At 72.3% G+C, this 26,693-nt stretch carries 24 protein-coding genes and 1 riboswitch; of the genes, 8 read left to right on the forward strand and 16 right to left on the reverse strand.

Annotated elements, in window-relative coordinates; genetic code table 11:
- The first annotated feature begins 36 nt into the window (after nucleotides 1-36).
- Nucleotides 37-552, forward strand: a complete 516-nt coding sequence (locus OG627_RS07190; protein WP_329062581.1) for a DUF3093 domain-containing protein — start codon at nucleotides 37-39, stop codon at nucleotides 550-552.
- Nucleotides 553-573: 21 nt separating this feature from the next.
- Here OG627_RS07190 and OG627_RS07195 read toward each other — a convergent pair whose 3' ends face one another.
- The 4 genes from OG627_RS07195 to OG627_RS07210 all read right to left on the reverse strand — a co-directional run bounded on the left by OG627_RS07195 (nucleotide 574) and on the right by OG627_RS07210 (nucleotide 4,097).
- A complete protein-coding gene (locus tag OG627_RS07195) occupies nucleotides 574-1,491 on the reverse strand; it encodes a hypothetical protein (protein WP_329062583.1) in 918 nt (305 codons plus the stop codon).
- A gap of 13 nt (nucleotides 1,492-1,504) precedes the next feature.
- The gene (locus OG627_RS07200) at nucleotides 1,505-1,801 is read right to left on the reverse strand and encodes a DUF4193 domain-containing protein (protein WP_030350183.1); all 297 of its coding nucleotides are present in this window, start codon (nucleotides 1,799-1,801) and stop codon (nucleotides 1,505-1,507) included.
- Nucleotides 1,802-2,205: 404 nt separating this feature from the next.
- Nucleotides 2,206-3,438, reverse strand: a complete 1,233-nt coding sequence (locus tag OG627_RS07205; protein ID WP_329062590.1) for a sensor histidine kinase — start codon at nucleotides 3,436-3,438, stop codon at nucleotides 2,206-2,208.
- 5 nt (nucleotides 3,439-3,443) lie between these two features.
- Nucleotides 3,444-4,097 (reverse strand): response regulator transcription factor, encoded by a 654-nt coding sequence (locus OG627_RS07210; protein WP_114621654.1) that lies wholly within the window; start codon nucleotides 4,095-4,097, stop codon nucleotides 3,444-3,446.
- 334 nt (nucleotides 4,098-4,431) lie between these two features.
- Here OG627_RS07210 and OG627_RS07215 point away from each other — a divergent pair, with 334 nt between their 5' ends.
- Nucleotides 4,432-4,608, forward strand: coding sequence for a hypothetical protein (locus tag OG627_RS07215; protein WP_199566112.1), 177 nt, complete (start codon nucleotides 4,432-4,434; stop codon nucleotides 4,606-4,608).
- A 195-nt stretch (nucleotides 4,609-4,803) separates the two neighbouring features.
- Here OG627_RS07215 and OG627_RS07220 read toward each other — a convergent pair whose 3' ends face one another.
- Entirely contained in the window at nucleotides 4,804-5,619 is an 816-nt protein-coding gene (locus tag OG627_RS07220) for an inositol monophosphatase family protein (protein ID WP_329062597.1), read from the reverse strand.
- Nucleotides 5,620-5,630: 11 nt separating this feature from the next.
- A complete protein-coding gene (locus OG627_RS07225) occupies nucleotides 5,631-6,758 on the reverse strand; it encodes a ferrochelatase (RefSeq protein ID WP_329062599.1) in 1,128 nt (375 codons plus the stop codon).
- A gap of 146 nt (nucleotides 6,759-6,904) precedes the next feature.
- Between OG627_RS07225 and OG627_RS07230 the strand changes: the two genes are divergently transcribed.
- Nucleotides 6,905-8,179 carry an MFS transporter gene (locus OG627_RS07230; protein WP_329062600.1) on the forward strand — a complete coding sequence of 425 codons (1,275 nt, stop codon included), beginning with the start codon at nucleotides 6,905-6,907 and terminating at the stop codon, nucleotides 8,177-8,179.
- Complete coding sequence (locus OG627_RS07235) at nucleotides 8,112-9,458, forward strand: D-arabinono-1,4-lactone oxidase (protein ID WP_329062602.1); 1,347 nt, start codon at nucleotides 8,112-8,114, stop codon at nucleotides 9,456-9,458. The genes OG627_RS07230 and OG627_RS07235 overlap by 68 nt, the downstream gene beginning before the upstream one ends.
- A 24-nt stretch (nucleotides 9,459-9,482) precedes the next feature.
- Here the strand turns inward: OG627_RS07235 and OG627_RS07240 are convergent, their stop codons facing one another.
- Nucleotides 9,483-10,439, reverse strand: coding sequence for a hypothetical protein (locus OG627_RS07240; RefSeq protein WP_329062605.1), 957 nt, complete (start codon nucleotides 10,437-10,439; stop codon nucleotides 9,483-9,485).
- A gap of 487 nt (nucleotides 10,440-10,926) precedes the next feature.
- Here OG627_RS07240 and sepH point away from each other — a divergent pair, with 487 nt between their 5' ends.
- Entirely contained in the window at nucleotides 10,927-11,967 is a 1,041-nt protein-coding gene (gene sepH, locus OG627_RS07245; protein ID WP_329062607.1) for a septation protein SepH, read from the forward strand.
- Nucleotides 11,968-12,143: 176 nt separating this feature from the next.
- Here the strand turns inward: sepH and OG627_RS07250 are convergent, their stop codons facing one another.
- Nucleotides 12,144-12,977, reverse strand: a complete 834-nt coding sequence (locus tag OG627_RS07250) for a sulfurtransferase (RefSeq protein ID WP_329062609.1) — start codon at nucleotides 12,975-12,977, stop codon at nucleotides 12,144-12,146.
- Between the two features lie 353 nt (nucleotides 12,978-13,330).
- Here OG627_RS07250 and OG627_RS07255 point away from each other — a divergent pair, with 353 nt between their 5' ends.
- Nucleotides 13,331-14,110: a VOC family protein gene (locus tag OG627_RS07255; protein ID WP_329062611.1), complete on the forward strand. Its 780-nt coding sequence runs from the start codon at nucleotides 13,331-13,333 to the stop codon at nucleotides 14,108-14,110.
- 40 nt (nucleotides 14,111-14,150) lie between these two features.
- Here the strand turns inward: OG627_RS07255 and OG627_RS07260 are convergent, their stop codons facing one another.
- The 4 genes from OG627_RS07260 to OG627_RS07275 all read right to left on the reverse strand — a co-directional run bounded on the left by OG627_RS07260 (nucleotide 14,151) and on the right by OG627_RS07275 (nucleotide 19,628).
- Complete coding sequence (locus OG627_RS07260) at nucleotides 14,151-14,792, reverse strand: thymidine kinase (RefSeq protein WP_329062613.1); 642 nt, start codon at nucleotides 14,790-14,792, stop codon at nucleotides 14,151-14,153.
- A gap of 83 nt (nucleotides 14,793-14,875) precedes the next feature.
- Nucleotides 14,876-16,072: an alkaline phosphatase family protein gene (locus OG627_RS07265; RefSeq protein ID WP_329062615.1), complete on the reverse strand. Its 1,197-nt coding sequence runs from the start codon at nucleotides 16,070-16,072 to the stop codon at nucleotides 14,876-14,878.
- A complete protein-coding gene (locus tag OG627_RS07270) occupies nucleotides 16,072-16,668 on the reverse strand; it encodes a DUF5998 family protein (RefSeq protein WP_329062617.1) in 597 nt (198 codons plus the stop codon). Before OG627_RS07270 ends, OG627_RS07265 begins: the two co-directional genes overlap by 1 nt.
- Nucleotides 16,669-16,784: 116 nt before the next feature.
- Nucleotides 16,785-19,628: a bifunctional acetate--CoA ligase family protein/GNAT family N-acetyltransferase gene (locus OG627_RS07275; protein ID WP_329062619.1), complete on the reverse strand. Its 2,844-nt coding sequence runs from the start codon at nucleotides 19,626-19,628 to the stop codon at nucleotides 16,785-16,787.
- A gap of 152 nt (nucleotides 19,629-19,780) precedes the next feature.
- On the opposite strand from OG627_RS07275, the gene OG627_RS07280 reads away from it, so the two are divergent.
- Together OG627_RS07280 and OG627_RS07285 are read left to right on the forward strand one after the other, a co-directional pair.
- Nucleotides 19,781-20,062, forward strand: coding sequence for an HPr family phosphocarrier protein (locus OG627_RS07280; protein ID WP_329062621.1), 282 nt, complete (start codon nucleotides 19,781-19,783; stop codon nucleotides 20,060-20,062).
- A 386-nt stretch (nucleotides 20,063-20,448) separates the two neighbouring features.
- Nucleotides 20,449-21,669: a S8 family peptidase gene (locus OG627_RS07285; RefSeq protein ID WP_329062623.1), complete on the forward strand. Its 1,221-nt coding sequence runs from the start codon at nucleotides 20,449-20,451 to the stop codon at nucleotides 21,667-21,669.
- 141 nt (nucleotides 21,670-21,810) lie between these two features.
- On the opposite strand, the gene OG627_RS07290 is transcribed toward OG627_RS07285, so the two are convergent.
- From OG627_RS07290 to OG627_RS07305, 4 genes are all read right to left on the reverse strand, one after another.
- Complete coding sequence (locus OG627_RS07290; protein ID WP_329062625.1) at nucleotides 21,811-22,500, reverse strand: GntR family transcriptional regulator; 690 nt, start codon at nucleotides 22,498-22,500, stop codon at nucleotides 21,811-21,813.
- Nucleotides 22,501-22,668: 168 nt separating this feature from the next.
- Nucleotides 22,669-23,454, reverse strand: a complete 786-nt coding sequence (locus tag OG627_RS07295; RefSeq protein ID WP_329062627.1) for a M23 family metallopeptidase — start codon at nucleotides 23,452-23,454, stop codon at nucleotides 22,669-22,671.
- 12 nt (nucleotides 23,455-23,466) lie between these two features.
- Nucleotides 23,467-23,641, reverse strand: a riboswitch (cyclic di-AMP (ydaO/yuaA leader).
- Nucleotides 23,642-23,848: 207 nt separating this feature from the next.
- The gene (locus OG627_RS07300; protein ID WP_329072455.1) at nucleotides 23,849-25,231 is read right to left on the reverse strand and encodes a M16 family metallopeptidase; all 1,383 of its coding nucleotides are present in this window, start codon (nucleotides 25,229-25,231) and stop codon (nucleotides 23,849-23,851) included.
- Nucleotides 25,232-25,248: 17 nt separating this feature from the next.
- A complete protein-coding gene (locus tag OG627_RS07305) occupies nucleotides 25,249-26,610 on the reverse strand; it encodes a M16 family metallopeptidase (protein ID WP_329072457.1) in 1,362 nt (453 codons plus the stop codon).
- Nucleotides 26,611-26,693 lie beyond the last annotated feature (83 nt).

A 26,693-nucleotide genomic window follows, 5' to 3' on the forward strand; every position in this document is an offset into this window, starting at 1 on the left:
GTCGCCCGCCAACCGCACCGTGCCAAGCTTGGCTCCATGGAGCCTTCCGTCGCACGCTACGACGAACGTCTGACCGCGCCCCGCACGTGGTGGGGCATCGCCGCCCTGATCTCCCTCGCGGGCGGTCTGATGCTGCTGCCGCTGGGGGCGCTGCCGCTGCTCGGCGGGCTGATCGGGGCGGGCGGGCTGGCGGCGGCCGGGGTCAGTTCGTACGGCTCGGCGCGGATCAGGGTGGTGGCGGACTCGCTGGTCGCCGGTGACGCGCGGATCCCGGTGTCGGCGCTCGGCGAGGCCGAGGTGCTGGACCCCGAGGAGACGATCGCGTGGCGGCTGCACAAGGCCGACCCGCGCGCCTTCATGCTGCTGCGCGGCTATGTGCCGACGGCGCTGCGTGTGATGGTCACGGATCAGGACGATCCGACTCCGTACCTGTATCTCTCGACACGTGACCCGCAGGCGCTGAGGGAAGCCCTGGACGCGGTACGGATCAGCTCCGCCGGATCAGCCGCTTCCACCGCTTCCAGCGGCGCGGACAACGCCCCGGACGCCTGAGAGGGCCGCGGGGCGGGCGGGTCAGCCGCCCAGCTCCCGGGGCGGCGACGGAGGCAGCGCCTCGGGCCGTTCGAGCGGCGGCAGGGACGGCAGCGCGTCCCAGGGGATCTGGCGCTTGCGCAGGTCCTTGCGGACGTGCTCGGCGACCTTCTTGGTGTCGCGCCGGTTCATCATCGCGCCCACGGCCGCGCCGATCATGAACGGGACCAGGTTCGGCAGGGTGCGGACCATGCGCTTGGTGATCTGGTGGCGCAGCTCGCGCTTCATGGGGCCGCTGAGGGCGCCGTTGAAGGTGGACGGTTTGGTGATGTCGACGCCGCGCTCCTGCGTCCAGGACACCAGATAGCCGACGCTGCGCTCCCTGAGCGTGCCGGGCGGCCGCAGTCCGTAGACCTCGTGCAGCTCCGCGATGAGCTTCAGCTCGATCGCGGCGACGGCGGTGATCTCCGCGGCCAGCTCCGCCGGCATCGCGGGCGGTACGGGCATCATGGCCGCGGCACCGACGCCCGCGCCCACGGTGGAGCTGCTGTTCGCGGCGCCCGCGACCAGCTTGTCGGCCAGCTCCTCGGGGCCCAGCCCCGGAAACTGCCGCCTCAGGGTGGCCAGATCGCGGACCGGGACGCGCGGCGCGTTCTCGATGATCCGGTCGGCGAGATGGCCGAGCGCCGCCTTGGCGCCCTCGCTCCCCCTGCGTACTCCCCGTCGTACACCGGCCAGCCGCCGGCCCCCGGTCGTGGGGCCGTCGTGGTCGTCCTGGCCGGCTTCGAGCGAGGCCGGCAGGCCCCGCTCGTCCTCGTGCGTGCCGTGCTGGGGCAGCAGGGCGGCGGAGTGCTCGGCAGCGGGCTCGACGCCTTCTGCCGGGCCTGTGCCGCCCTGATACGCCTCCGGTGAATCCTTCCGCCGGAAGCGCCGTTTCCGGGACGGTGAGTCGTCTGCCACGGCAGGTCCCGACTCAGTCGCAGTCGCGGCAGATGGGCTGCCCGTTCTTCTCCCTGGCCAGCTGGGAGCGGTGGTGCACGAGGAAGCAGCTCATGCAGGTGAACTCGTCGGCCTGGCGGGGCAGGACCCGGACGGAAAGCTCCTCGTTGGAGAGATCCGCGCCGGGCAGTTCCAGGCCCTCGGCCTGCTCGAACTCGTCGACGTCGACCGCTGAAGTCGACTTGTCGTTCCGACGGGCCTTCAGTTCCTCAAGGCTGTCCTGATCGACGTCGTCATCGGTCTTGCGTGGGGTGTCGTAATCCGTTGCCATGTCGCTCTCCCCCTCTGGGTGTCTGTGGTGTCTCAGCGCGGGTAACGCGTGAGAGGCCGGACTTGTGCCCGACCTGAGGCGGAGATTTTGCCTCACATCAAGGTCTGTTACTCAATCGACACCCAGCCGCACTCACGAGGAGTGATCGGCTTCGGGTGGCGAGGGGGACCGTACACGGTCCCCCTGTCGTACCTCACGGGCGCCACCCCGTGTACTTCCCGTGATCCCGACCCCCGGAAACCCGGACTTTACCGGCCTTCCACGGAAGGCTTGATCACACAGAGTGGAGAGGCGGGAATTCGATCCTGTGATCGATCACACACGCCCACACTGTGAAACGGTCCGGAAAATTCCGCGTAAAGCGAACAAAGCTATTCACCGTCCCTATCACTGCCCGCAGTCTCTCAGACCGGGAGAGTGACCCGCATCATGAGTCCTCCCCCTTCGCGGGGTTCCGCGAAGATGCGACCGCCGTGCGCGCGGGCCACGGAACGGGCGATCGACAGGCCGAGGCCCACTCCCTTGTCGCTCCCGGTCCGTTCCGTGCGCAGCCGCCGGAACGGTTCGAAAAGATTGTCGATCTCGTACGCGGGAACGACGGGACCGGTGTTCGATACCACCAGGACCGCCTGGCCCTGCTGGGACTCGGTGGTGACCTCCACCCATCCCCCTTCGGGGATGTTGTACCTGACCGCGTTCTGCACCAGGTTCAGGGCGATCCGCTCCAGCAGGACGCCGTTGCCCTGGACGACCGCGGGCACACGCTCCCCGCGGATCTCCACCCCCTTCGCGTCCGCCTCGGAGAGGGCCTGGTCCACCGCGCGCGTGGCGACCTCGGCGAGGTCGACCGGTTTGCGCTCCACGATCTGGTTGTCGCTGCGCGCCAGCAGCAGCAGGCCCTCCACCAGCTGCTCGCTGCGCTCGTTGGTGGCCAGCAGGGTCTTGCCGAGCTGCTGGAGCTCCACCGGGGCCCCCGGATCGGAGAGGTGGACCTCCAGCAGGGTGCGGTTGATCGCCAGCGGGGTGCGCAGCTCGTGCGAGGCGTTGGCCACGAACCGCTGCTGCGCGGTGAAGGCCCGCTCCAGGCGCTCCAGCATCTCGTCGAAGGTGTCGGCCAGCTCCTTCAGCTCGTCGTCCGGGCCGTCCAGCTCGATCCGGCGCGCCAGGTCGGAGCCGACCACCCGGCGCGCGGTACGGGTGATGCGGCCCAGCGGCGACAGCACCCGGCCCGCCATCGCGTACCCGAAGGCGAACGCGATGACGCTCAGTCCGACCAGCGCGAACAGCGAGCGGCTGAGCAGATCGTCCAGCGCCTGCTGGCGCTGGTGGTTGACGCAGGTGTTCATCGCGACGTTGAACTGCTCGGGGGGCGCCTGGTCGGGGAAGTTGCAGACGTCGCTGCTGACCTTGCCGCTCACGATCTTGAAGGGCAGCTCGCTGCCCACGTGCAGGGCCTGGGCGGCCAGCAGATAGATGATCGAGAGCAGCAGGATGCCGGCGATCAGGAACATCCCGCCGTAGAGCAGCGTGAGGCGTATCCGGATGGTCGGGCGCACCCACGGCAGGCTCTGCTCGGGTCGTCTGGGGTCCCAGGTGGGCTTCGGGGGCGCGGTGGGCGGCGCCGGGGTGGTGGCCACGGGCATCAGATCCGGTAGCCGGAGCCGGGCACGGTGACGATGACGGGCGGCTCGCCGAGCTTACGGCGCAGCGTCATGACCGTCACCCGTACGACGTTGGTGAACGGGTCGGTGTTCTCGTCCCACGCCTTCTCCAGCAGCTGTTCGGCGGAGACGACCGCGCCCTCGCTGCGCATCAGGACCTCCAGGACGGCGAACTCCTTGGGGGCGAGCTGGATCTCCTTGCCGTCCCGGAACACCTCCCGCCGGTTGGGGTCGAGCTTGATCCCGGAGCGTTCCAGTACCGGTGGCAGCGGCACCGTCGTGCGCCGGCCGAGGGCCCGGACGCGGGCGGTCAGCTCGCTGAAGGCGAAGGGTTTGGGGAGATAGTCGTCAGCGCCCAGTTCGAGCCCCTCGACCCGGTCGCTGACGTCACCGGAGGCCGTGAGCATGAGGACGCGGGTGGGCATGCCCAGCTCGACGATCCTGCGGCAGACGTCGTCACCGTGGACGACGGGCAGGTCGCGGTCGAGCACCACCACGTCGTAGTCGTTGACGCCGACCCGCTCCAGGGCGGCCCCTCCGTCGTACACGACGTCTACGGCCATGGCCTCCCGGCGCAGTCCGGTGGCCACCGCATCGGCGAGCAGCTGCTCGTCCTCGACGACGAGTACGCGCACGTCGTTTTTCCTTCCTCTGGGCCCGTCACCCGTGATCAGGGCAGGTTGTAGCACTGCATGTGCGGCCCCATCCTGCCCGTATCGGCCATAAACCGGCGGTAAGACGATGCCGGTGACCTGCGGCACCCGGGAATGGAGCGGATTCGTTGTTGCGTTGAGGTTTCTCGGAGGCAGACACCGGGGAAGACGACTTCACACCCGAGATCACGCCCTGTCTGTGGCTTGCCACACCCTTGTCCGGCCCCCGGACGGCTGTCCTCCAGTAGACAGAGGGCCTGTGATCTTCCCGCCGTCGGCACACCCCCGTGCCACTGACCCACGACGAGGGGGCGCAATGGACGCGTTCACCGCCGGGCTTCTTCAGCGCATAAAGGCCACGGAGACCGATCTGACCCATGCCCGGGAGACGGGCGACGACTTCCTCGCGGATGTCGAACAGGAGGAGCTGGAAGACCTGCGCCGGCTCGCCGCCGAGCACGGGGTGGAGGTCGGCGCCGCCAGCGGCGCCTGATCCGGCACACCGCGCCCGCGCCGGCGAGAGCGGCCGGACGGCGAGTACGGCAGGACCAGCACAGCACGAGCCGCAGTCGATACCTGAGACAGATATCAGTACGGACGAACGTACGAATATCCGATACGGAGAAGGGGCCCCGGCGCCGAGGGGATGGCGCCGGGGCCCCTTTCGTATGCCGGGGGGCGTCGTGGCTCAGTCGTGCCAGGCGCCGTACTCCTCCAGCAGCTCCAGCAGGGGCTCGAAGACCCCTGGAGGGGCCGCCACGGTCAGATCGAAGCCGGGAGGCGTCCCTGGCCGTCCACCGGTGCGCGCGCCCGCCTCGCGGGCGATCAGGGCCCCGGCCGCCAGGTCCCAGGGGTGCAGCCCGCGCTCGTAGTAGCCGTCCAGCCGGCCGGCCGCCACGTCGCACAGGTCGACGGCGGCGGATCCGCCGCGCCGGATGTCCCTGAGCCGCGGAATCAGCCGCTGGGCGATGTCCGCCTGATGGGTGCGGACGGTGGTGACGTAGTTGAAGCCGGTGGACACGAGCGCGTGCTCCAGTGGAGGCGCCGGGCGGGTCGCGAGCCGGCGGTCGCCGAGGAAGGCGCCGCCGCCGAGCACGGCGCGGAACGTCTCGCCGCGCATCGGCGCCTCGACGACGCCGACCAGGGTCTCGCCGTCCCGCTCGGCGGCGATGGAGACGGCCCAGGTCGGCAGCCCGTAGAGGTAGTTGACCGTGCCGTCCAGGGGGTCGATGACCCAGCGGATGCCGCTGCTGCCCGCCGAACTGGCGCCCTCCTCGCCGAGGAAGCCGTCGTCGGGGCGGCGCTCGGCGAGATAGCCGGTGATCAGTTTCTCGGCGGCGATGTCCATCTCGGTGACGACGTCGATGGGGCTGGACTTCGTGGCGGCCACGGCCAGATCGTCGGGCCGGCCGTCGCGCAGCAGGGCGCCGGCCCGGCGCGCCGCCTCCAGGGCGAGGTCGAGCAGTTCCCCGGTGAGGGCCGGGTCGGGCGGTGCGTCGGTCACGGCGGGCTCCTTCAGGCGTACGGGCTGTCGGCGCCCGCGGCGGCGGGCTTGGGCGCGCGGGCGGGGCAGCAGCCGACCGGGCACAGGTCGTGGCTCGGGCCGAGCGCGCCCAGGGCGCAGCGCCGCGCAGGTTCGCCCCGCTCGGTGGCGGCGCGCTCCAGGACGAGATCCCGTACGGCCGCGGCGAAGCGCGGATCCGCGCCCACGGTCGCCGAACGGCGCACGGGCAGTCCCAGTTCGGCGGCCTTGGCGGTGGCCTCCGTGTCGAGGTCGTAGAGGACCTCCATGTGGTCGGAGACGAAGCCGATGGGGGCCATCACGACGGCGGGGACGCCCTCGCCGTGCAGCGCCTCCAGGTGGTCGCAGATGTCCGGCTCCAGCCACGGGATGTGCGGGGCGCCGCTGCGCGACTGGTAGACGAGGCGCCAGGGGTACGCGATGCCGGTCTCCTCGCGGACGATGTCCACGATCAGCCGGGCCACGTCGAGATGCTGGGCCACATAGGCGCCGCCCCCGCCGTGCTCCTCGGCCGGGCCCGAGGTGTCGGCCGCCGCGTCCGGGATGGAGTGGGTGGTGAAGGCGAGGTGCGCTCCCGCCCGTGCGTCCTCGGGCAGATCGGCGAGGGAGGCGAGCACGCCCTCGGCCATGGGCCGGACGAAGCCGGGGTGGTTGAAGTAGTGGCGCAGCTTGTCCACCCGGGGCGGTTCGACGCCCTCCGTCGCCAGGGTGGCGAGCGCGCCCGCCAGGTCCTCGCGGTACTGGCGGCAGCCGGAGTACGAGGCGTACGCGCTGGTGGCGAGGGTGACGATCCGGCGCCGGCCGTCGGCGGCCATCTCGCGCAGGGTGTCGGTCAGATACGGCGCCCAGTTGCGGTTGCCCCAGTAGACCGGCAGCTCCACGCCGTGCTCGGCGAAGTCCTCGCGCAGCGCGGCCAGCAGGGCGCGGTTCTGGTCGTTGATCGGGCTGACGCCGCCGAACAGGAAGTAGTGCTGCCCCACTTCCTTGAGCCGCTCCTCGGGGATGCCCCGGCCCCGGGTCACGTTCCGGAGGAACGGAACCACGTCGTCCGGCCCCTCGGGGCCGCCGAAGGACAGCAGGAGCAGGGCGTCGTAGGGGGGATTCGCGTGCTGTTCGGGCATGTTTCGATCCTGCCATCAGCCCCGCCCCGCCGGACAGCAGCCCCTGCCCGGCGTGGCCGGAACGGCGGCCGGAAAAGCGGGCGCGCGCCGTCGGCGGGTGACCGTAATCTGTACCGGCCAGATTCGATCCTTACCGGAGCGTCCCGTTGCCCAGTTCCTATCAAGCGATTTTCGCCGCTCCCGGTACCAGGGGATTCAGCGCCGCCGGCCTGCTCGGACGGATGCCGCTGGCCATGATGGGCATCGGCATCGTCACGATGGTCTCCCAGCTCACCGGCCGTTACGGGCTGGCCGGAGCGCTCTCCGCGACGCTCGCGCTGTCGGCCGCGGCGCTCGGCCCGCAGATCTCCCGGCTGGTCGACCGGCACGGCCAGGCACGGGTGCTGCGCCCGGCGACCCTGGTCGCGGTCGCTGCCGTCGCGGGGCTGCTGATCTGTGCCCAGCGGGGCGCCCCCGACTGGACCCTGTTCGTCTTCGCGGCGGGCTCGGGGTGCGTGCCGAGCGTGGGCTCGATGGTGCGGGCGCGCTGGGCGGCGATCTACCGGGGCTCCCCGCGCGAGTTGCACACCGCGTACGCGTGGGAGTCGATCGTCGACGAACTGTGCTTCATCTTCGGCCCGATCATCTCCATCGGGCTCTCGACGGCCTGGTTCCCGGAGGCGGGCCCGCTGCTGGCCGCCGTGTTCCTGCTGGCCGGGGTGGTGTGGCTGACGGCGCAGCGGGCCACGGAGCCCGTACCGCAGCCCAAGGAGCAGCACACCGGGGGTTCGGCGCTGCGCTCCCCCGGTCTGCGGGTGCTGGTGGCCACCTTCGTGGCGACCGGCGGGATCTTCGGGGCGGTCGACGTGGTGACGGTCGCGTTCGCGGAGGAGCGGGGGCACAAGGCGGCGGCGAGCCTGGTCCTGGCCGTCTACGCGCTGGGGTCCTGTCTGGCGGGCGTGGTGTTCGGGCTGCTGCATCTGACCGGGCCCGCCTCGCGGCGGTGGCTGGTGGGGGTCTGCGCGATGGCCGTGAGTATGATCCCCCTCCAACTGGCCGGGAACCTGCCGTTCTTGGCCGTGGCGCTCTTTGTCGCGGGCCTGTCGATCGCACCCACGATGGTGACCACGATGGCCCTCGTCGAAGCGCACGTACCGCGCACCAAGCTGACCGAGGGCATGACCTGGACCAGTACCGGGCTCGCGGTGGGCGTGGCGCTGGGCTCGTCGGCCGCCGGGTGGGTGGTGGACGCCGCCGGGGCGCAGGCGGGGTACGCGGTGCCCGTCGCGGCGGGCGCGGTCGCGGCCGTGGTGGCGTTCCTCGGGTATCGCCGGCTGCGCGGGCCGGTACCGACGCGAGGAGGGCACGGGGCGGATGACGACCGGGAATCCGAGGGGCGCGAGCGGAACGACACGGACGAAACCGGGGAACGCGTGGCGTAACTGGGCGGGGAACGTCGGCGCGCGCCCGGCGCGCGCGCTCTCCCCGGCCTCCGTGGCGGAAGTGACGGCGGTGGTGCGCGCGGCGGCCGAGGACGGGCTGCGGGTGAAGGCCGTCGGTACGGGCCACTCCTTCACCGCCGCCGCCGCGACCGACGGGGTGCTGATACGGCCCGATCTGCTGACCGGCATCCGCGGGATCGACCGCGCGGCCGGGACGGTCACCGTGGCGGCCGGCACCCCGCTCAAGCGGCTGAACCTGGCACTGGCCGCCGAGGGCCTGTCGCTCACCAACATGGGCGACATCATGGAGCAGACCGTCGCGGGCGCGACCTCGACCGGCACCCACGGCACCGGCCGCGACTCGGCCTCGACCGCCGCCCAGATCCGCGCCCTGGAACTCGTCACCGCCGACGGCACCGTGCTGCGCTGCTCCGCCGACGAGAATCCGGATGTCTTCGCCGCCGCGCGGGTCGGTCTCGGCGCGCTGGGGGTGGTGACCGCGATCACCTTCGCGGTGGAGCCGGTCTTCCTGCTGTCGGCCCGTGAGGAGCCGATGACCTTCGACCGGGTCACGGCCGAATTCGACCAGCACGTCATCGAGAACGAGCACTTCGAGTTCTACTGGTTCCCCCACACCGGCAACTGCAACACCAAGCGCAACAACCGCAGCGCCGGTCCCGCCGCCCCGCCCGGCCGGGTCGCCGGCTGGATCGACGACGAGCTGCTCTCCAACGGCGCCTTCCAGCTGGCCTGTTCGCTGGGGCGCGCGATACCCGCGACCATCCCCGCGCTCGCCGGAATCTCCAGCCGGGCGCTCTCCGCCCGTACCTATACGGACATCCCTTACAAGGTCTTCACCTCTCCGCGCCGGGTGCGCTTTCTGGAGATGGAGTACGCCCTGCCCGAGGAGGCCGCCGTGGGGGCGCTGCGCGAGGTCAAGGCGATGATCGAGCGCTCCCCGCTGAAGATCAGCTTTCCGCTGGAGATACGCACGGCGCCCGCCGACGACATCACGCTCTCGACCGCCTCGGGCCGCCGGACCGTGTACATAGCGGCGCATCTGTACCGAGGGACGCCGCACCGCGCCTACTTCACCGCCGTGGAGCGCATCATGACCGCGCACGGCGGCCGGCCGCACTGGGGGAAGATCCACACCCGGGACGCGGCGTATCTGTCCCGGGTCTATCCGCGCTTCGGCGAGTTCACCGCGGTACGGGACCGGCTGGACCCGGACCGGCGGTTCGGGAACGACTATCTGCGGCGCGTCCTCGGAGACTGACGGCGGGCGCGCCCGGCGCCGCGGTCAGTGGGCGGACGTGCCGTCCGTACCGGATGTGCCGGAGCCGGTGTCCTGGCCGGTGACGCCGCTGTCCTGACCGGTGGCGCCGCCGTTGGCGGAGCCGCTTCCGGTGTCGTTCGTCGCCGAGCCGGCGCTGCCGGAGGGGGTCGGCGCCGGGGCCGTGCCGGACGATCCGGAACCGCTGGTGTCGCCGGTCCCCGACGGGCCGGTGGACGGCTCGGCCGACGAACCGGTGCCGTCGTCCTGCCCGGTGCCGGTGCTCTGCCCGGCGTCGGGCGAGGCGGTGGCGTCCGTACCGGCGCCGCCCGGTGTCGAGTCGGCCGACGACTGTCCCTGACCGGGCTCCGGTGAGTCCGAGGGGGTGCTCGACGGCGTGGAGCGGGCGCCGCCGCTGACGACGTATCCGACGGAGGTGCCCTTGTTGCCGTTCAGGTCCTGACCGGCGATCAGTTCGTATCCGGTGATACCGGCCATCGCGACCAGGAAGACGACCGCTGCGGCGAGGACCGGGCGCTTCCAGCCGCGGGCCCGGGTGCCGTGCGTGGTGGGCACGCCGAACTCCTCGGGGGCGCCGGCGGCTTCCGCGTCGTCCGCCCGCGCGATTCCAGGCGTTTCGAGGGGGACGGGGGGTTCGGGGGGTTGGGGCGGCAGGGGCACCTGGCGGCCGCCCGGCCGCGCCTGGACGGTGACGACCCGTATCTGCTCACCGGTGCGCCGGAACAGGTGCTGGAAGACCGAACCGCCGCAGGTGGCGACGACGCTCACCACGCCCGCGCCGATGATCGTGCCGTACACGCCGAGCTGCGAGGCGAGCACCGCCGCTGCGACCGCGGCGAGCGCGCTGCCCGCCACCTGCGGCACGCTCAGTTCGAACCGCCGCTCCTTGCCCGTCTCCCGTACCGCACCCGCTCCGCTCTCCCCCGCTCCCACGCGCGTACCGCTGTCCGGCCTCTGATCCATTCACTGCCCCTGCTTGCCCATCTGTCCCACCTTGCACCAGGAAGAGACACCTGGGCGAAACGGATAGTTCCGTTTCGGTTGATTCTGTGAAGCAGGACACCCCGGGAGCCCCGGCCGGGCACGTCAACTCCCCTGCCCGGAGAGAACTTGGACGGCGCGGCGGTCCACCCCCGTGGCCCGAATGGAGTACTGTGGCGAGCCCTGGGGCCGGACTCCCTCACGGGATCCGGGACCTACGGGAAGGGGGCCGAACGTGGCACTCGATCCGGTGGAGCTGTGGCACCCGCGGTCGCCTGCTGCACGGAGTGACGGGTATCGTCACCCTGCGTCGCAAAATAGGTAACCGTGCCATCGGCGATCCAGGGCACATGCCCGACACGCCGGGCAGCACGGAAAGGTTGTGGCAGGCTGCACCCGGGCAGGTCACACTCGACTAGCGGAAGCAGCGACGCACGTGACGTCGGCAGGCACCACCCGGGAGGTCCCCATGCCCGAACTGCGTGTCGTGGCCGTCTCCAACGACGGCACACGACTGGTGCTCAAAGCTGCCGACAGTACGGAATACACACTTCCGATCGACGAGCGGCTGCGCGCCGCCGTGCGCAATGACCGGGCCAGGCTCGGTCAGATCGAGATCGAGGTGGAGAGCCACCTCCGGCCCCGCGACATCCAGGCGCGGATACGAGCAGGTGCCTCCGCCGAGGAGGTGGCCCAGCACGCCGGTATCCCGGTGGACCGGGTCCGCCGCTTCGAGGGTCCTGTCCTCGCCGAGCGCGCCTTCATGGCGGAGCGGGCCAGGAAGACCGCCGTGCGTCGGCCCGGCGAGAACACCGGCCCCCAGCTGGGCGAGGCGGTCCAGGAGCGGCTGACGCTGCGCGGCGCCGACCGGGAGACCGTCCAGTGGGACTCCTGGCGCCGCGACGACGGCACCTGGGAAGTCCTGCTCGTCTACCTGGTCGCGGGCGAGCCGCACTCGGCGAGCTGGACGTACGACCCGCCCCGGCGGCTCGTCCAGGCCGTCGACGACGAGGCGCGCGCGCTGATCGGCGACACGGATGACACGGTCACCTCGAAGGAGCCGAGTTTCCCGTTCGTGCCGAGGATCGCGCGGCTGCCGCGCGACCGTCCGCTGGATCGTTCCCTCGACCGACCGATGGAGCGGCCCGCCGCACCCGACCCGGACGAGACGAGCGAACGCGACTCGCTGACCAGCCTGCTGGAGGCGGTACCGAGCTTCCGCGGCGACATGGTCGTACCGGAACGCCCGGCGCCCGCCGAGCCCCAGGACACCGACGAGGACGAGGACCCGGAGGCCGACGAGGAGCCGGTGGCGCCCGCCGCCTCGGCCGGTGCCGGGTCGGCGTACGCGGATGTGCTCATGCCGCGCTCGGTGGCCGGTCACCGCGACCGGCTCACGGGCACGACGGACCGCCAGGCGGAAGCGGACGGCGTGCGTCCGGGCCGCCGGGCCGCGGTGCCCAGCTGGGACGAGATCGTGTTCGGGACGCGCCGCAAGAAACAGGACTAGGGCCTTTCCTCTGGTTCTGGCCGCATCAGCGAGCGGGGTCCGGTGCCAAACGCGAGGCTCGCGGACGCGCTTCCTCGGAGGTGGCACGTCCTTACGTACGTAAACCGAGGGGCCCGTACTCACCGGACGGTGGTACGGGCCCCTCGCGGCGTCCCGGGGTGTCCGGGCCGGGACGGTCAGCCGGGGTCGGGGCCCTTGGCGACCGGGCGGGACGCGTCGGCCGACCACTGCGACCAGGAGCCCGCGTAGAGCGCCGCCGGGACGCCCGCGATCTCCAGGGCCAGCACCTCGTGGGCGCCGGAGACGCCGGAGCCGCAGTAGACGCCCACGCCGCCATCGGTGACGGCGGTGGCGCCCAGCGCCTCGAACCGGGCCGCGAGGGCCCCTGACGGGAGGAACTTGCCGTTTTCGGCCACGTTCTCCGTCGTGGGGGCCGACAGGGCGCCGGGCACATGGCCGCCCACGCGGTCGATCGGCTCGACGTCGCCCCGGTAGCGCTCGGCCGCCCGCGCGTCCAGCAGCAGCCCCTCACGGGCCAGGGCCGCAGCGCCGTCCGCGTCCAGCAGGGGCAGCGCGCCGGGGACCGGGCTGAAGTCGCCCTCGGCCGGGGCGGGGCGGTCGGTGGTGAGCGGGCCGGTCCAGGCGGCGAGACCGCCGTCCAGGACACGGACGTCGGGGTGGCCGGTCCAGCGCAGCAGCCACCAGGCGCGGGCCGCCGCCCAGCCCTGACCGCCGTCGTACACCACGACCGGCCCGTCCGCGCGGACCCCGGCGCGGCGCATCACCGCGCCGAAGGCGGCCACGTCGGGCAGCGGATGCCGGCCGCCCGCGCCCGGCGGGCCCGCCAGCTCCGTGTCGAGGTCGACGTAGACGGCGCCCGGCAGATGGCCCGCCTCGTACTCCGGGCGGCCGGGCGGCCCGCCCAGTCGCCAGCGGACGTCGAGCAGGACCGGCGGGCGCTGACCGGCCGACTCGCCGGAGAGTTCGGCTGCGGTGATGATGGCTGTCATGGACGCCATCCTCTCCCGGGACGGGTCCGTGAAGCGGCGCCTTACGCCCGTAAAGCATGCCCGGCCGAGTGGTTCCCGCGATCACGGGGTGGACAGCACCGCGCGGGTGCGTGCCGGGCGCCGTCGGCCGGGCGGGACTCCGCGGACCGGCCCGGTGGCCCGCCCCGCCCGTAACGGCGGAGAAACGGACGGTAAACAGCGGATCGAGATCCCGCCAAAAGCGGCGCGGCCGCGGAGCGGCGGAAGCCGGTGGGTGCGAGCATCTGCTCGGGCGGGCACGGCCGTTGGCCGCCCTGGCGCCCGGCCCCCGCACGGCCACCACGAAGGCACGAAGGTCCGAGGAGAGAGTGACGATGACCGAGGCTGCGATCCGGCGTAAACCCGGCACGCCCTGCTGGGTGAGTCTGATGGTGCACGGCCTTGCCGCGACCGAGGAGTTCTACCACGCGCTGTTCGGCTGGGAGTTCGTCCCCGGACCGCAGCAACTCGGACCGTACGTCCGCGGACTGCTCGACGGCAAGGAGATCGCGGGCATCGGCCAGTTGCCGCCCGACCGTCATCTGCCGATCGCGTGGACGACCTATCTGGCGACGGACAACGCGGACCTGACGGCCGAGACGATCAGGAGCTGCGGCGGTACGGTCGGCGTCGGCCCCCTCGACGCGGCCGAGGCCGGCCGGATGGCCATAGCCTCGGACCCGGCGGGCTCGGTCTTCGGGATCTGGCAGGCGGCGGCGCACACCGGGACGGCGGTGGCCGGGGCGCACGGCACCCCGGTCTGGAACGAGCTGATCACCCGCGAGACCTCCAACGTCGGCAAGTTCTACGAGGCGCTGTTCGGCTACGACGTGGAGGCGACCGTCTCCGCCGACTTCGACTTTCTGACGCTGCGCCTGGAGGGACGGCCCGTCGCCTCGCTGCACGGGATGGGCCGGGCCCTCAACCGCGATCTCGGCTCGCACTGGATGACGTACTTCGAGGTGGACGACACCGACGCCGCCGCGCTGCTGGTGACCGAGCTGGGCGGCCATGTGATCCAGCCGCCGCGCGAGGGGCTGACGGGGCGGCACGCGACGGTCGCCGACCCGGAGGGCGCGGTGTTCACGATAGTCCAGTCGGACCCGGTCGTCTGACGCCGCTGTCCGGGGCGGTCCGGAGCCGGGCCGGCCGGGGTCAGACGGGCAGCACGTCCGGCGAGAGCGTGGCGGCGCGGGCGGTGGCCGCCGTCGTCCGGCGCCGGTGGTGGCGCCGGCACAGCACCTCGTAGCCGACCTCGGCGCCGTTCTGGTGGACGTCCCCCACGACGACCTGCGCCCCTTCGACCACCATGGCGCCGCCGACCGTACGGGCGTTGTGCGTGGCGCGCGCGCCGCACCAGCACAGCGCCTCGACCTGGAGCACCTCGACCCGGTCGGCCAGCTCCACGAGCCGCTGCGAGCCGGGGAAGAGCTTGGAGCGGAAGTCGGTGGTGATGCCGAAGGCGAAGACGTCGAGATCCAGGTCGTCCACGACACGGGCGAGCTGGTCGACCTGTTCGGGGGCGAGGAACTGCGCCTCGTCCGCGATGACGTAGTCGCACCGGCCGCCCTGGGAGAGCCGGTCCACCAGATACGCGTAGAAGTCGAAGCCGTCGGCTGCCTCGACGGCGTCGGTGACCAGGCCGAGCCGGGAGGAGAGCTTGCCCGCGCCCGCCCGGTCGTCCCGGGTGAAGATCATGCCCTGGAGTCCGCGCGCGGAGCGGTTGTGCTCGATCTGCAGAGCGAGGGTGCTCTTTCCGCAGTCCATCGTTCCGGAGAAGAACACCAGCTCTGGCATGAGGGGGTGACGGCCTTTCGGGTGGGTGGCTGCGCCGCCGGGGACGCGGCGGGCCGCACGGTGGCGGGATCCGGTGCGGCGGGCTACGAGCGTACTTCGAGGAGCGGGACGAGTTGTTCCACGGGGGTCATCGAGCCGTGCATGCCGACCATCGCCGACTCGTGCGGCTCCAGCCGGGAGGCGGTGACGACCACGTCGTCGTGGGCGGCGGCGACGACATCGCCGATCCGTCCGTACACCCGCTCGTCCATCGCGCCGGGCGGGCCGAACCAGCCCGCCGCGATCGCCTCGTCCCGGCTCGCCACCCAGAACTGCTCGCCGAGCACCTCGCGCCAGACGGTGAGGACATCGGCCGCCGCGCCGGGTACGGCGTAGACGTGCCGGGCCCGGCCCTCGCCGCCCAGCAGGGTGACCCCGGCGCTCAGCTCCCAGTCCTCGTCGAAGTCGATGCGCGACTGCTCGTCGAAGGGGATGTCGATCATCCCGTGGTCGGCGGTCACATAGAGCGCGGCGCGGGGCGGCAGCTGCTCGGCGAGGCGCTGCACGAGCCGGTCGACGTACATGAGCTGGCCGCGCCAGGCGTCGGAGTCCATGCCGAAGCGGTGGCCCTTGCCGTCGACCTCGCTGTAGTACGTGTAGACCAGCGACCGGTCCCCCGCGGCGAGCTGCTCGGCGGCCAGGTCCATCCGCTCCTCGCCGGAGAGCCGGCCGAAGAAGGTGCCGCCGCTCAGCGCGATCCTGGTGAGCGGGGTGTGCTGGAAGGCGGGCGCCGACACCTGGGCGGTGTGGACGCCCGCCGCGTCGGCCAGCTGGAAGACGGTCGGGTACGGCTGCCAGACGTGCGGGTCCGTCCAGGGCTTCCAGCGGAGCTGGTTCATCAGCGCGCCGGTCGCGGGGTCGCGGACGGTGTAGCCGGGCAGTCCGTGCGCGGCGGGCGGCAGCCCCGTGCCGACCGAGGCGAGCGAGGTCGCGGTGGTGGCCGGGAAACCGGCGGTGAGAGGACGGCCGGTGTTGCCGCGCGACGTGCCCAGCAGCGAGGTCAGATACGGCGCTTCGTCCGGGTGGGCCTTGATCTGTTCCCAGCCGAGGCCGTCTATCAGGAAGACGCAGTTCCGGTCGGCCGGGGTCAGTTCGGGGATGGCGGCGGTCAGCTCCGGTACGCCCTGACCGGCGGCGAGGGTGGGCAGCAGATCGGCGAGCGAGCCGCTGCCGTACTCGGGCAGCGGCGCGGTGGCGAGGTCGAGCGGGACGGGGTCCTGCCAGAGGGGCTGGGCGGCCATCAGCGGCCGGCCGCCGCGGTGGCGGCGGTGGCCTCGGACAGCGCCTGGGCGAAGGCGAGCGCCTGGCGGACGGTGTCGGGGCCGTCGCCGGCCTCGCTCACGCGCAGGCTCAGATCGTCGGCGGTGGAGCTGCCCGTGTAGCCGTGGTCGGCCTCGCAGTTGGGGTCGCCGCAGGCGGCGGGCTCCAGGTCGATCCGGGAGACGGCGCCCCAGCCGATGGTGAGCACGACCTCGCGCGGCAGCGAGCCGGGCTTGTACGCCTCGGGGTTGGCGACGACGCGGCTGACCACGACCGACGAGATGCGGTCGATCTTGACCGATTCGGTGGAGGTGGTGGCGTACGGGGTCGGGGAGCTGGAGTCGGCGGCCTGCTCGTCGGTGTGGCTGACGATGAAGCGGTGGGCCGTCAGCACGAGGACGGTGACGTGCCGGCGTACCTCGTTGGCGTCGAAAGTGGTCTCCTGGTGCACCACGTACGACGTGATCGGCTCGCCGCCGACTGCGGCCTCCACCGCCTCGGCCACGAGAGCCGGGTAGTAGCCGCTGCGCTCGATCGCCGTGCGCAGCCCCTGGGTCGTCGTACCGGTCTTCGCCATGGGAGCCATCCTACGGTGGCCGGATGGCTGCCGGAGACGCCCGTGCGGGAGGTCGCGCGGTCCCCGTGGGGCCGCGCCCCTTACTCCTTCCGCCCGCTCCCCCGCCTCGCGGCGCCTCAGTAGCTGGGCAGACGGCGCGGGCCGAGGTCGTCGCGGGCGGGCGGCGGCGCGAGGCGGACGCTCGCGCCCAGCACCGACAGGCCGTACGCCGCGACGACGACGGGCTCCAGGGTGACGGAGACGATCTCGGGGTGGTCGTCCACCAGCCTGGAGACGCGCAGCAGCAGCTCCTCCAGGGCGGGGGTGTCGACGGGCGCGGAGCCGCGCCAGCCGAACAGCAGCGGGGCGGTCCTGATCGATCTGATCAGCTCGGCTGCATCGCGGTCGGTGACGGGCACGAGCCGGTGGGAGAGGTCGCCGAGCAGCTCGGACGGCGCCCCCGCGAGCCCGAACGAGATCACGGCGCCCGCCGCCGCGTCGATGGCGGCCCGTACGACGGTGTCCACCCCGCGCGGCGCCATCGCCTGCACCACGGGGCGCAGCTCGGCCGGGGTGCCGAGGGCCCCGGTCAGTTCGCGGTAGGCGAGGCGCAGTTGGGCCTCGTCGGCGAGGTCGAGCCGTACGCCGCCGAGGTCCGAGCGGTGGCGCAGATGCGGCGCGGTCGTCTTGAGCGCGACGGGGTAGCCGAGGCGCGCGGCGGCGGCCACGGCCTCGTCGGGCGTCGGCGCGGGCCGGGCGGGCCGTACCGGAATGCCGTAGAGGGCCAGTAGTTCCCGCGCGTCGCCGGGCGCCAGCGGCACTCCGTGCGGGTCGGGCGCCCGGCCCAGCAGCCGGTCGATGAGCGCGGCGGCGGCGTTCTCGTCGATGGCCTCGTCGAGGAACTCCGGCACCTTGCCCGGCTCGGCCGCCTGCCGCCGCCACTGCGCGTATCCGACGGCCTCGGCGAGGGCTCTGACGGCCCGCTCGGCGGCGGGGTACGCGGGAACGCGGCCGGTGGCGGGGGCGCTGTCCTCGGTCTTCTCCTCTTCGTCTTCCGCTTCCTCCGCGCGAGCGGCCCGGTCCTCCGTCGCTTTCTCCTCCCCTTCCGCTTCCGCGCGCGCGGCCCGCGGCGGCGCCGACAGTGCCTCGGCCAGGCCGCCGATCTCCAGGTGCACCACGGCGACCGGCTTCGCCGGGGCGCCGGCCGCCGCCTCGCGCAGGGCTGCGGCGAGGGCCTCGCCGTCCGCGGGGGTCGTGGCGCCGGTCTCCCCGACATGGGGGATGGCCGTGACGACCACCGCGTCGCACGCCCGGTCGTGGAGCGCCTCGGCCAGGGCCGTGCGGAAGTCGGCGGGGGTCGCGGCAGTGGTCAGGTCGCGGGGCGGCAGGGGGCGCAGGCCCTCCGTGAGGCAGGCGTCGTAGGTGAGGAGGCCGAGGGACTCGGAGTTGCCGAGGATGGCGACGCGCGGCCCGGCCGGAGGCGGCTGGTAGGCGAGCAGGAGGCCCGCGTCGACCATCTCGGTGACCGTGTCCACCCGGATCACGCCCGCCTGCCGGAGCAGCGCCGAGACCGTGGCGTCCGGGATACGGGTGGCCGGGACCGCGTGGCCCGGCGGCTCGCTGCCGCTGTGGCGGGCGCCCTTGACGACGACGACCGGCTTGACGGCCGCCGTGCGCCGGGCCAGCCGGGTGAACTTGCGCGGATTGCCGATGGATTCGAGGTAGAGCAGGGCGACATCGGTGTCCGGGTCCTCGTACCAGTACTGGAGGATGTCGTTGCCCGAGACGTCCGCGCGGTTGCCCGCGGAGATGAACGAGGACAGCCCCGCGCCGCGCCGGTGCAATCCGGCGAGCAGGGCGATGCCGATCGCGCCCGACTGGGTGAACAGCCCGATCCGGCCGCGGTCGGGCGGCCGGGGCGCGAGGGAGGCGTTGAGCCGGACGGCGGCTGCCGTGTTGATGATCCCGAACGCGTTGGGGCCGATGATGCGCATCCCGTACGAGCGGGCCCTGCGCACCAGTTCGCGCTGGCGGGCCCGGCCCTCGGCGCCGCTCTCCGCGTAACCGGCGGAGATGACCACCACTCCCCTGACTCCGTGCCGCCCGCAGTCGTCGACCGCCTCCGGTACCCGCTCGGCGGGGACGGCGACGATCGCGAGGTCGACGGGTTCGCCGATCGCGGCGACCGAGCGGAAGGCGGGGACCCCGTCGATCTCGTGCCGGTCCTCGGGGAATGCCCGGTTGACCGCGTACACGCTGCCCGTGAAGCCCGCGCCGGTCAGGTTGCCGAGCACGGTGCGGCCGACCCCGCCCGGCGCGCGGCCGGTGCCGACGACGGCGACGGATCCGGGGGTGAGCAGGCGCTGCACGGAGCGCGCCTCCGCCCGCTGCTCCCGGCCACGCTGGACGGCCAGGGACTCGGCGGTGGGTTCGAGGTCGAGGGTCAGCCGTACGGAGCCGTCCTCGAAGCTGCGCTTCTGGGTGTAGCCGGCGTCCCGGAACACCTTGATCATCTTGCCGTTGGCGGGCAGCACCTCGGCCGCGAAGCGCCGGATGCCGCGTTCGCGGGCGACCGCCGCGATGTGTTCCAGCAGGGCGGAGGCGACCCCGCGTCCCTGGTGCGCGTCCTGCACGAGGAACGCGACCTCCGCCTCGTCGGCCGGCGCGGAGGCGGGCATGCCGCGCGCGTCGATGCGGTCGTACCGTACGGTCGCGATGAACTCGTCGCCCGCCGTCACCGCGAGCCCCACCCGGTCCACGTAGTCGTGGTGGGTGAAGCGGTGCACGTCCTTGTCGGAGAGGCGCGGGTAGGGGGCGAAGAAGCGGTAGTACTTCGACTCGTCGGAGACCTGCTCGTAGAAGCTGACCAGCCGCCCCGCGTCACCGGTGGTGATCGGCCTGATCCGGGCGGTGCCTCCGTCGCGCAGCACCACGTCCGCTTCCCAGTGGGCGGGGTACGCGTGGTCCGGCGGCGGCTCCATGAACCGATCCTACGGCGACCGGCCGCCGGAGCGCGGCCCCCGGAGGCCGTTCGGGACGGCTCGGGCGGGGTCGAGGAAAGCGCACCCCTTCGCACATGAGAGTCTGGATCAGACACCGTTTTTACGACTTTTTAGACTTGAAGGGCAACACCATGGCTGAGCGCCGCGTCAATGTCGGCTGGGCCGAGGGCCTGCACGCCCGTCCCGCTTCCATCTTCGTCCGCGCCGCCACGGCCGCCGGCGTGCCCGTGACGATCGCGAAGGCCGAGGGCAACCCGGTCAACGCCGCTTCGATGCTCGCGGTGCTCGGTCTGGGCGCGCAGGGCGGCGAGGAGATCGTGCTCACCTCCGAGGCCGAGGGCGCCGAGGCGGCTCTCGACCGGCTGGCGAAGCTGGTCGCCGAGGGGCTCGACGAGCTGCCCGAGACGGTCTGAGACCTCCGGGGTCCCAACCCGCCCACCACCACCGCTCCCGTATCCGCCCTGTCCGGGCGAGTACGGGAGCGGTGTCGTTCGTGCGGCCTCCGCCCGACGCGCGGCCTCCGCCCGACCTGACGCCCGCTTCGCCCCTGTGACGGCGATTCCTCCGGGCCTCCGCGCGCCCTGCCGGCGCTGATATGCGCAGGATCCATTTCTTCTTCATGACAGGGATATGACAAGACGCCAACTCTCTTGTTCTACACGGGTAGTTGCTGCAATCTTTAACCCGCCGGTAGGTGGAAAATTCACCTCCGGTTTACATCTGCGAACACGTGCACTTCCCCCATCGGCGCGCACCCCACCTTGCCGCGCGCCAATTCACCGAGGAGGAACCCCTCGCGATGACAGTGATACGTGACAACAGCCTCTCCAGCCGGCGCAGATTCGCGACCGCGATCGCCGCGGCAGCCGCTGTCGCCCTGCTCGGCACCGGCGCGGCGCTCCCCGCCCACGCCGCACCCGCCGAAGGCAAGATCCTCCACGCCGGGTCCCCCACCGCGGTCGAGGGCAGCTACATCGTCACGCTCAAGGAAGCGGCCGGCTTCTCCGCGGCCTCGGCGACGGGCAAGGGTCTCGTCTCCGAGTACGGCGGCAAGGTCGCCCGCACGTTCGACGGCGCGCTCAACGGCTACGCGGCGAAGCTCAGCGAGACGCAGGCCAAGCGTCTCGCCGCCGACCCGGCCGTCGCGCTCGTCGAGCAGGACCAGAAGGTCCAGGTCGACGCCACCCAGACCAGCGCCCCCTGGGGCCTGGACCGGATCGACCAGGCCGCCCTGCCGCTGAACGGCACGTACACCTACCCGGACACGGCGGGCTCCGGGGTGACCGCGTACGTCATCGACACCGGCGTCCGCATCACGCACACGCAGATCAGCGGCCGGGCCTCGTACGGCTACAACGCGATCACCGGCTCCACCTCGGCCAACGACGACCAGGGCCACGGCACCCACGTCGCCACCACGATCGCGGGCTCCACCTACGGCGTGGCCAAGTCGGCCAAGGTCGTGGCGGTCAAGGTGCTCGACAGCAGCGGTTCGGGCACCACCGCCGGGGTGATCGCGGGCATCAACTGGGTCACCAACAACGCCGTCAAGCCGGCCGTCGCCAACCTGTCCCTCGGCGGCGGCGCCAGCACCACGCTCGACACGGCGGTCTCCAACTCCATCGCCTCCGGTGTGACCTACGCGGTCGCGGCGGGCAACGACGGCGCCCTGGCGTCCTCGTACTCCCCGGCCCGGGTCGCCACCGCCATCACCGTGGGCGCCACCACCAGCACGGACGCCAAGGCCAGCTACTCCAACTACGGCTCGGCCGTGAACATCTTCGCGCCCGGCTCGTCCATCGTCGCGGGCTACAACACCAGCGACACGGCCACCGCCACGCTCTCCGGCACCTCCATGGCCACCCCGCACGTGGCGGGCGCGGCAGCGGTCTACCTGGCGGGCCACACCAGCGCCACCCCGGCCGCGGTGCTCAGCGCCCTGACCGGCGGGGCCACCTCCGGCGCGCTCTCCAGCGTCGGTACGGGCTCGCCCAACCTGCTGCTGCGGCTCATCTCGTAACGGCGGGACGTTTCATAACAGCGTGACAGCGTGACCGAGCCGTGGTCCACGGAATTCAGTGGACCACGGCTCCCTTTTATTCACGCGGGCAGCAAAGAAAGATCCCCCGCCCAATTCATGTCTTTGTATACGGCGTGATTGTTAATGCGGAGCGCTCGCGATGTTTACGGCATGTTGCGAAGCCCTCACCTTTTCCCGGCCGCGCTCCGGACGGCGCAGCCGGTGCGCCGCGGTGGTCCGCTCGGCGTGCAGCGCCGTGAGGGCCCGCGCCCGCTCGGCGTCGCCGCGCGCCACCGCGTCCACGATCGCGCCGTGCTCGGCCCAGGACTCCACGGGGTGGGCGGGCTGCTCGACCAGGTACATCCAGGCGATCTTGTGCCGCAGCTGGGTGAGCAGCGCGGTGAGCGCCGGGCTGCCGGATGCCTGGGCGAGCGTCTCGTGGAACCAGGCACCGAGGGAGCGCAGGTCCTCGCCCTGGCCGCGCCTGGCCCGCTCCTGCCCCAGTCTGACCAGGCCGCGCAGGACCTTGAGGTGGGCCTCCGTACGGCGCTGGGCGGCCCGTGCGGCGCCGAGCGGCTCCAGCAGCAGCCGCACCTCCAGGAGGTCCGCCGCCTCCTGCTCCGTGGGCTCGGCCACACACGCGCCGACATGGCGGCGGGTGGTCACGAAGCCCTCCGACTCCAGCGTGCGAAGGGCCTCACGCACCGGGACGCGGGAGACGCCGTAGCGCCGCGCCAGGTGTTCCTCGGTGAGTCTGCCGCCCCGCTCGAACAGGCCGGAGACGATGTCGTCGCGAATGGCCGTGCATACCGAGTGCGCGGGAATGCGCATGTCCGAACCTCCGCCTTAATCCGCGCGAAACGCAGCCGATTGACGCCTGTTCCGTGACTCTATTGCAATCAACGCGAATTTCCGAAGGGTGCCCGAAATCCATGGATATCTTTTGGCCAACGGAGGCGGATCGGGACGGTGCGGCCGGGCGGGGCCCGGCGCGCGTCGTCAGACGGTGACGCCGTGCGCCCGCAGATACGCGGCGGGGTCCATGTCGGTGCCGTACTCCTGGCCGGTCCTCGCCTCGAAGTGCAGATGCGGTCCGGTGGCGTTGCCGGTGGCGCCCGAGAGCCCGATCCGCTGTCCGGCGGCGACGCTCTGTCCGACGGAGACGGCGATGGACGAGAGGTGGCCGTACTGGGTGTAGGTGCCGTCGCTCATCCGCAGCACGATGTTGTTGCCGTACGAGCCGCCCCAGCCGGCCTCGACCACGGTGGCCGCGCCGACGGCGACGACCGAAGTGCCCGTGGCGGCGCGGAAGTCGACGCCCGAGTGGCTGCCGGAGGACCACAGCGAGCCGCCGGTGCGGTACCCGGTGGTGATGTACGAGCCCGCGACGGGGAGCTGGAAGGTGTTGAGGCGCTCGCGTTCCGCGGCGCGCGCCGCGCGCTGCCGCTCGGCGCGGATCTCCTTGGCGCGGGCGTCCGCCATGCGCCTGGCCTCCGCCTTCGCGACGGCCTCGGCCTTGATCCTGGCGACCCGGTCGGCGGCGTGGCGCTGGGCGTCCGCCTGGTCGTCGATCACGCCGGGGAGGGAGTCGCCGAGGGCGATGGCGTGGGCCAGACCGGTCTGCGATGCGGCCTCGACGCGCGCGTCGGCGGCGAGCGCCGGGGAGGCGGCGAGGGTTCCGATGACCCCTGTCGCGGTGAGTGTCGCGGCGCCCGCGGCGCTCGCGCCCCTGCGGCTCCTACCGTTGCGGGCACGGTGCTTCCCGGTGGCACGGGTGAACGCCATGAAGTGGCTGGTCCTTTCCTTCCCTCTCGCCTACCGGGTCAGCTGACGGGTTCGGAGCAGGAAGGTCTCCTACGGGCCCCTCCACGCGGGCAGAGCCCCGCGAAGGCGGTCCGATTCACCCCAGGGACACGAGTGGGTCCCCGGCTCCCCAGGCTCGCGCCTGACGGGGACTCGGCGATGGCTGTCCGATGCCACGGGTGCGGCGCAACGGGCGAACAGCCGGACCGACGCTAAGCGGCTCATCTTTCAATCGCCAAACAGATAGGCAGTTTTGTCGCATACACCACAGAACAGACTGCGCCTTTCACTGAGGAAGCGGACATAGTCCGGGAAGTTGACATAAAAGGGGGAACCCCGGCGACCGAGGTCGCCGGGGTTCCCGAAAAGGGCCGGATCAGCCGGTGACAACCGTCACTTCGCCGATGCCGAGAGCCTCGACAGGCTCCTTGATCTGCGCGGCGTCCCCGACCAGCACGGTGACGAGCCGGTCCACCGGGAAGGCGTTGACGACCGCGGCCGTCGCCTCGACGGTGCCGGTGGTCGCCAGCCGCGCGTACAGCTGGGCCTGGAAGTCGTCCGGGAGGAACTGCTCGACCTGGTCGGCGAGCGTGGCGGCGACGGAGGCGGCCGTCTCGTACTTGAGCGGGGCCACCCCCACCAGGTTCTGCACGGCGACATCGCGCTCGGCGTCGGTGAGCCCCTCGGCCGCGAGCGTGCGCAGCACCTTCCAGAGGTCCTCCAGCGCGGGACCCGTCGAAGCGGTGTCGACGGAACCGCTGATGGCGAGCATCGCGGCGCCGGTCGCCCCGCCCGGCGCGTCGGGCGCCGAGGAGCGGATCACCTGGCCGTAGGCCCGTACACCGTAGGTGTAGCCCTTCTCCTCGCGCAGCACCCGGTCGAGCCGGGAGGTGAGCGTGCCGCCCAGGCAGTAGGTGCCCAGCACCTGGGCGGCCCAGACGCGGTCGTGCCGGTCGGCGCCGATGCGGCCGATCAGCAACTGGGTCTGGACGGCGCCGGGGCGGTCGACGATGACCACCCGGCCGGTGTCGTCCGCGGTGATGGGCGGGGCGGGCCGGGGCGCGGCGGTGTCGCCGGTCCAGTCGCCGAGGGTTTCGGCGAGGATCCCGTCCAGATCGACGCCGGTGAGGTCACCGACGATCACCGCGGTGGCCGTGGCGGGGCGTACGTGCGCCTCGTAGAAGGCGCGTACGCCCGCCGCGTCGATGCGCTCCACCGTCTCCTCGGTGCCCTGGCGCGGCCGCGACATGCGCAGGGAGGCCGGGAACAGCTCCTTGGAGAGCTGCTTGGCGGCGCGGCGCCCCGGGTTGGCGCTCTCGTGCGGGATCTCGTCCAGCCGGTTGCGGACGAGCCGCTCCACCTCGCTGTCCGAGAAGGCGGGGGCCCGCAGTGCCTCGGCGAGCAGGCCGAGCGCCTTGGGCAGCCGGGAGACGGGGACCTCCAGGGAGACCCGCACCCCGGGGTGGTCGGCGTACGAGTCGAGCGTGGCGCCGCAGCGCTCCAGCTCGGCGGCGAACTCCTCGGCGCTGTGCTTGTCGGTGCCCTCGGAGAGCGCCCGCGCCATGATCGTGGCGACGCCGTCGAGCCCGGCGGGCTCGGCGTCCAGCGGGGCGTCGAGGTTGATCTCGACGGCCACCACCTGCTGGCCGGGGCGGTCGCAGCGCAGGACCGTCAGCCCGTTGCCGAGCGTGGCGCGCCCGGGGGCGGGGAAGGCCCAGGGCCTGGCCTCGCCGGCCGTCGGCTGCGGATGGAAATCCATGGTCACGGCAGCGTCGGTCACTGGTCCGCCCCCTCCTGGTCGTCGGTCTCGTCCTGGTCGGCCGCTTCGGCGGTGTCCTCGGCGGTGAGCGGCTCGTACACCAGTACCGCCCTGTTGTCGGGGCGCAGCCGCGCGGCGGCCACGGCCCGGACCTCGGCCGCCGTGATGTCCAGCACCCGGTCGACGGCGGACAGGGCCAGCTGCGGATCGCCGAACAGGACCGCGAACCTGCACAGTTCGTCGGCGCGGCCGGCGACCGTGCCGAGCCGGTCCAGCCACTCGCGCTCCAACTGGGCCTGGGCGCGCTCCATCTCCTCGGCGGTCGGGCCCTCGGCGGCGAGCCGGGCCAGCTCCTCGTCGACCGCGGCCTCGATCTGCGGGACCTCGACGCCGCCGGACGTCTTCACGTCCAGCCAGCCGAGCGAGGGGGCACCCGCCAGCCGGAGCAGTCCGAAGCCCGCGGCGACCGCGGTCCGGTCGCGCCGTACCAGCCGGTTGTGGAGCCGCGAGGACTCCCCGCCGCCGAGCACGGTGAGCGCCAGGTCGGCGGCGTCGCACTCGCGGGTGCCGTCGTGCGGCAGCCGGTAGGCGGCCATCAGCGCGCGCGCCGGGACCTCCTCGTGGATCTCCTCCCGCAACTGCTCGCCGATGACGTCGGGCAGCGAGCCGTCGCGCGGCGGCCGCTTGCCGTCGTGGGACGGGATCGAGCCGAAGTACTTCTCGATCCAGGCGAGTGTCCGCTCGGGGTCGATGTCGCCGACGACCGACAGCACCGCGTTGTTCGGCGCGTAGTTGGTACGGAAGAACGCGCGGGCGTCGTCCAGCGTCGCCGCGTCCAGATCGGCCATGGAACCGATCGGGGTGTGGTGGTACGGGTGGCCCTCGGGGTACGAGAGTGCGGTCAGCCGTTCGAAGGCCGTACCGTATGGCACATTGTCGTACCGCTGGCGGCGCTCGTTCTTGACGACGTCCCGCTGGTTCTCCATGGACTCTTCGTCGAGCGCGGCGAGCAGCGAGCCCATCCGGTCGGCTTCCAGCCAGAGCGCCAGCTCCAGCTGGTGGGTCGGCATGGTCTCGAAATAGTTGGTGCGCTCGAAGCTGGTGGTGCCGTTGAGGGAGCCGCCGGCTCCCTGCACCAGCTCGAAGTGACCGTTCCCCGCCACCTGCGCCGAGCCCTGGAACATCAGGTGCTCGAAGAGGTGGGCGAGGCCCGTACGCCCCTTGACTTCGTGGCGCGAGCCGACGTCGTACCAGAGGCAGACCGCGGCGACCGGGGTCAGGTGGTCCTCGGAGAGCACCACGCGCAAGCCGTTGGCCAGGCGGTGCTCAGTCGCTGTCAGGCCGCCGGAACCGGCCTGCGCTGTGGCCGTGTGACCCATGGGCATGTACGTCCCTTCGATCGCGATATGGAGGAAGTCCTGCCACTGTATGCAAGCGTGCCGACACCTGGCGAAGTTCCCCT

It is taken from the genome of Streptomyces sp. NBC_01429, assembly GCF_036231945.1.
Lineage (GTDB): Bacteria > Actinomycetota > Actinomycetes > Streptomycetales > Streptomycetaceae > Streptomyces.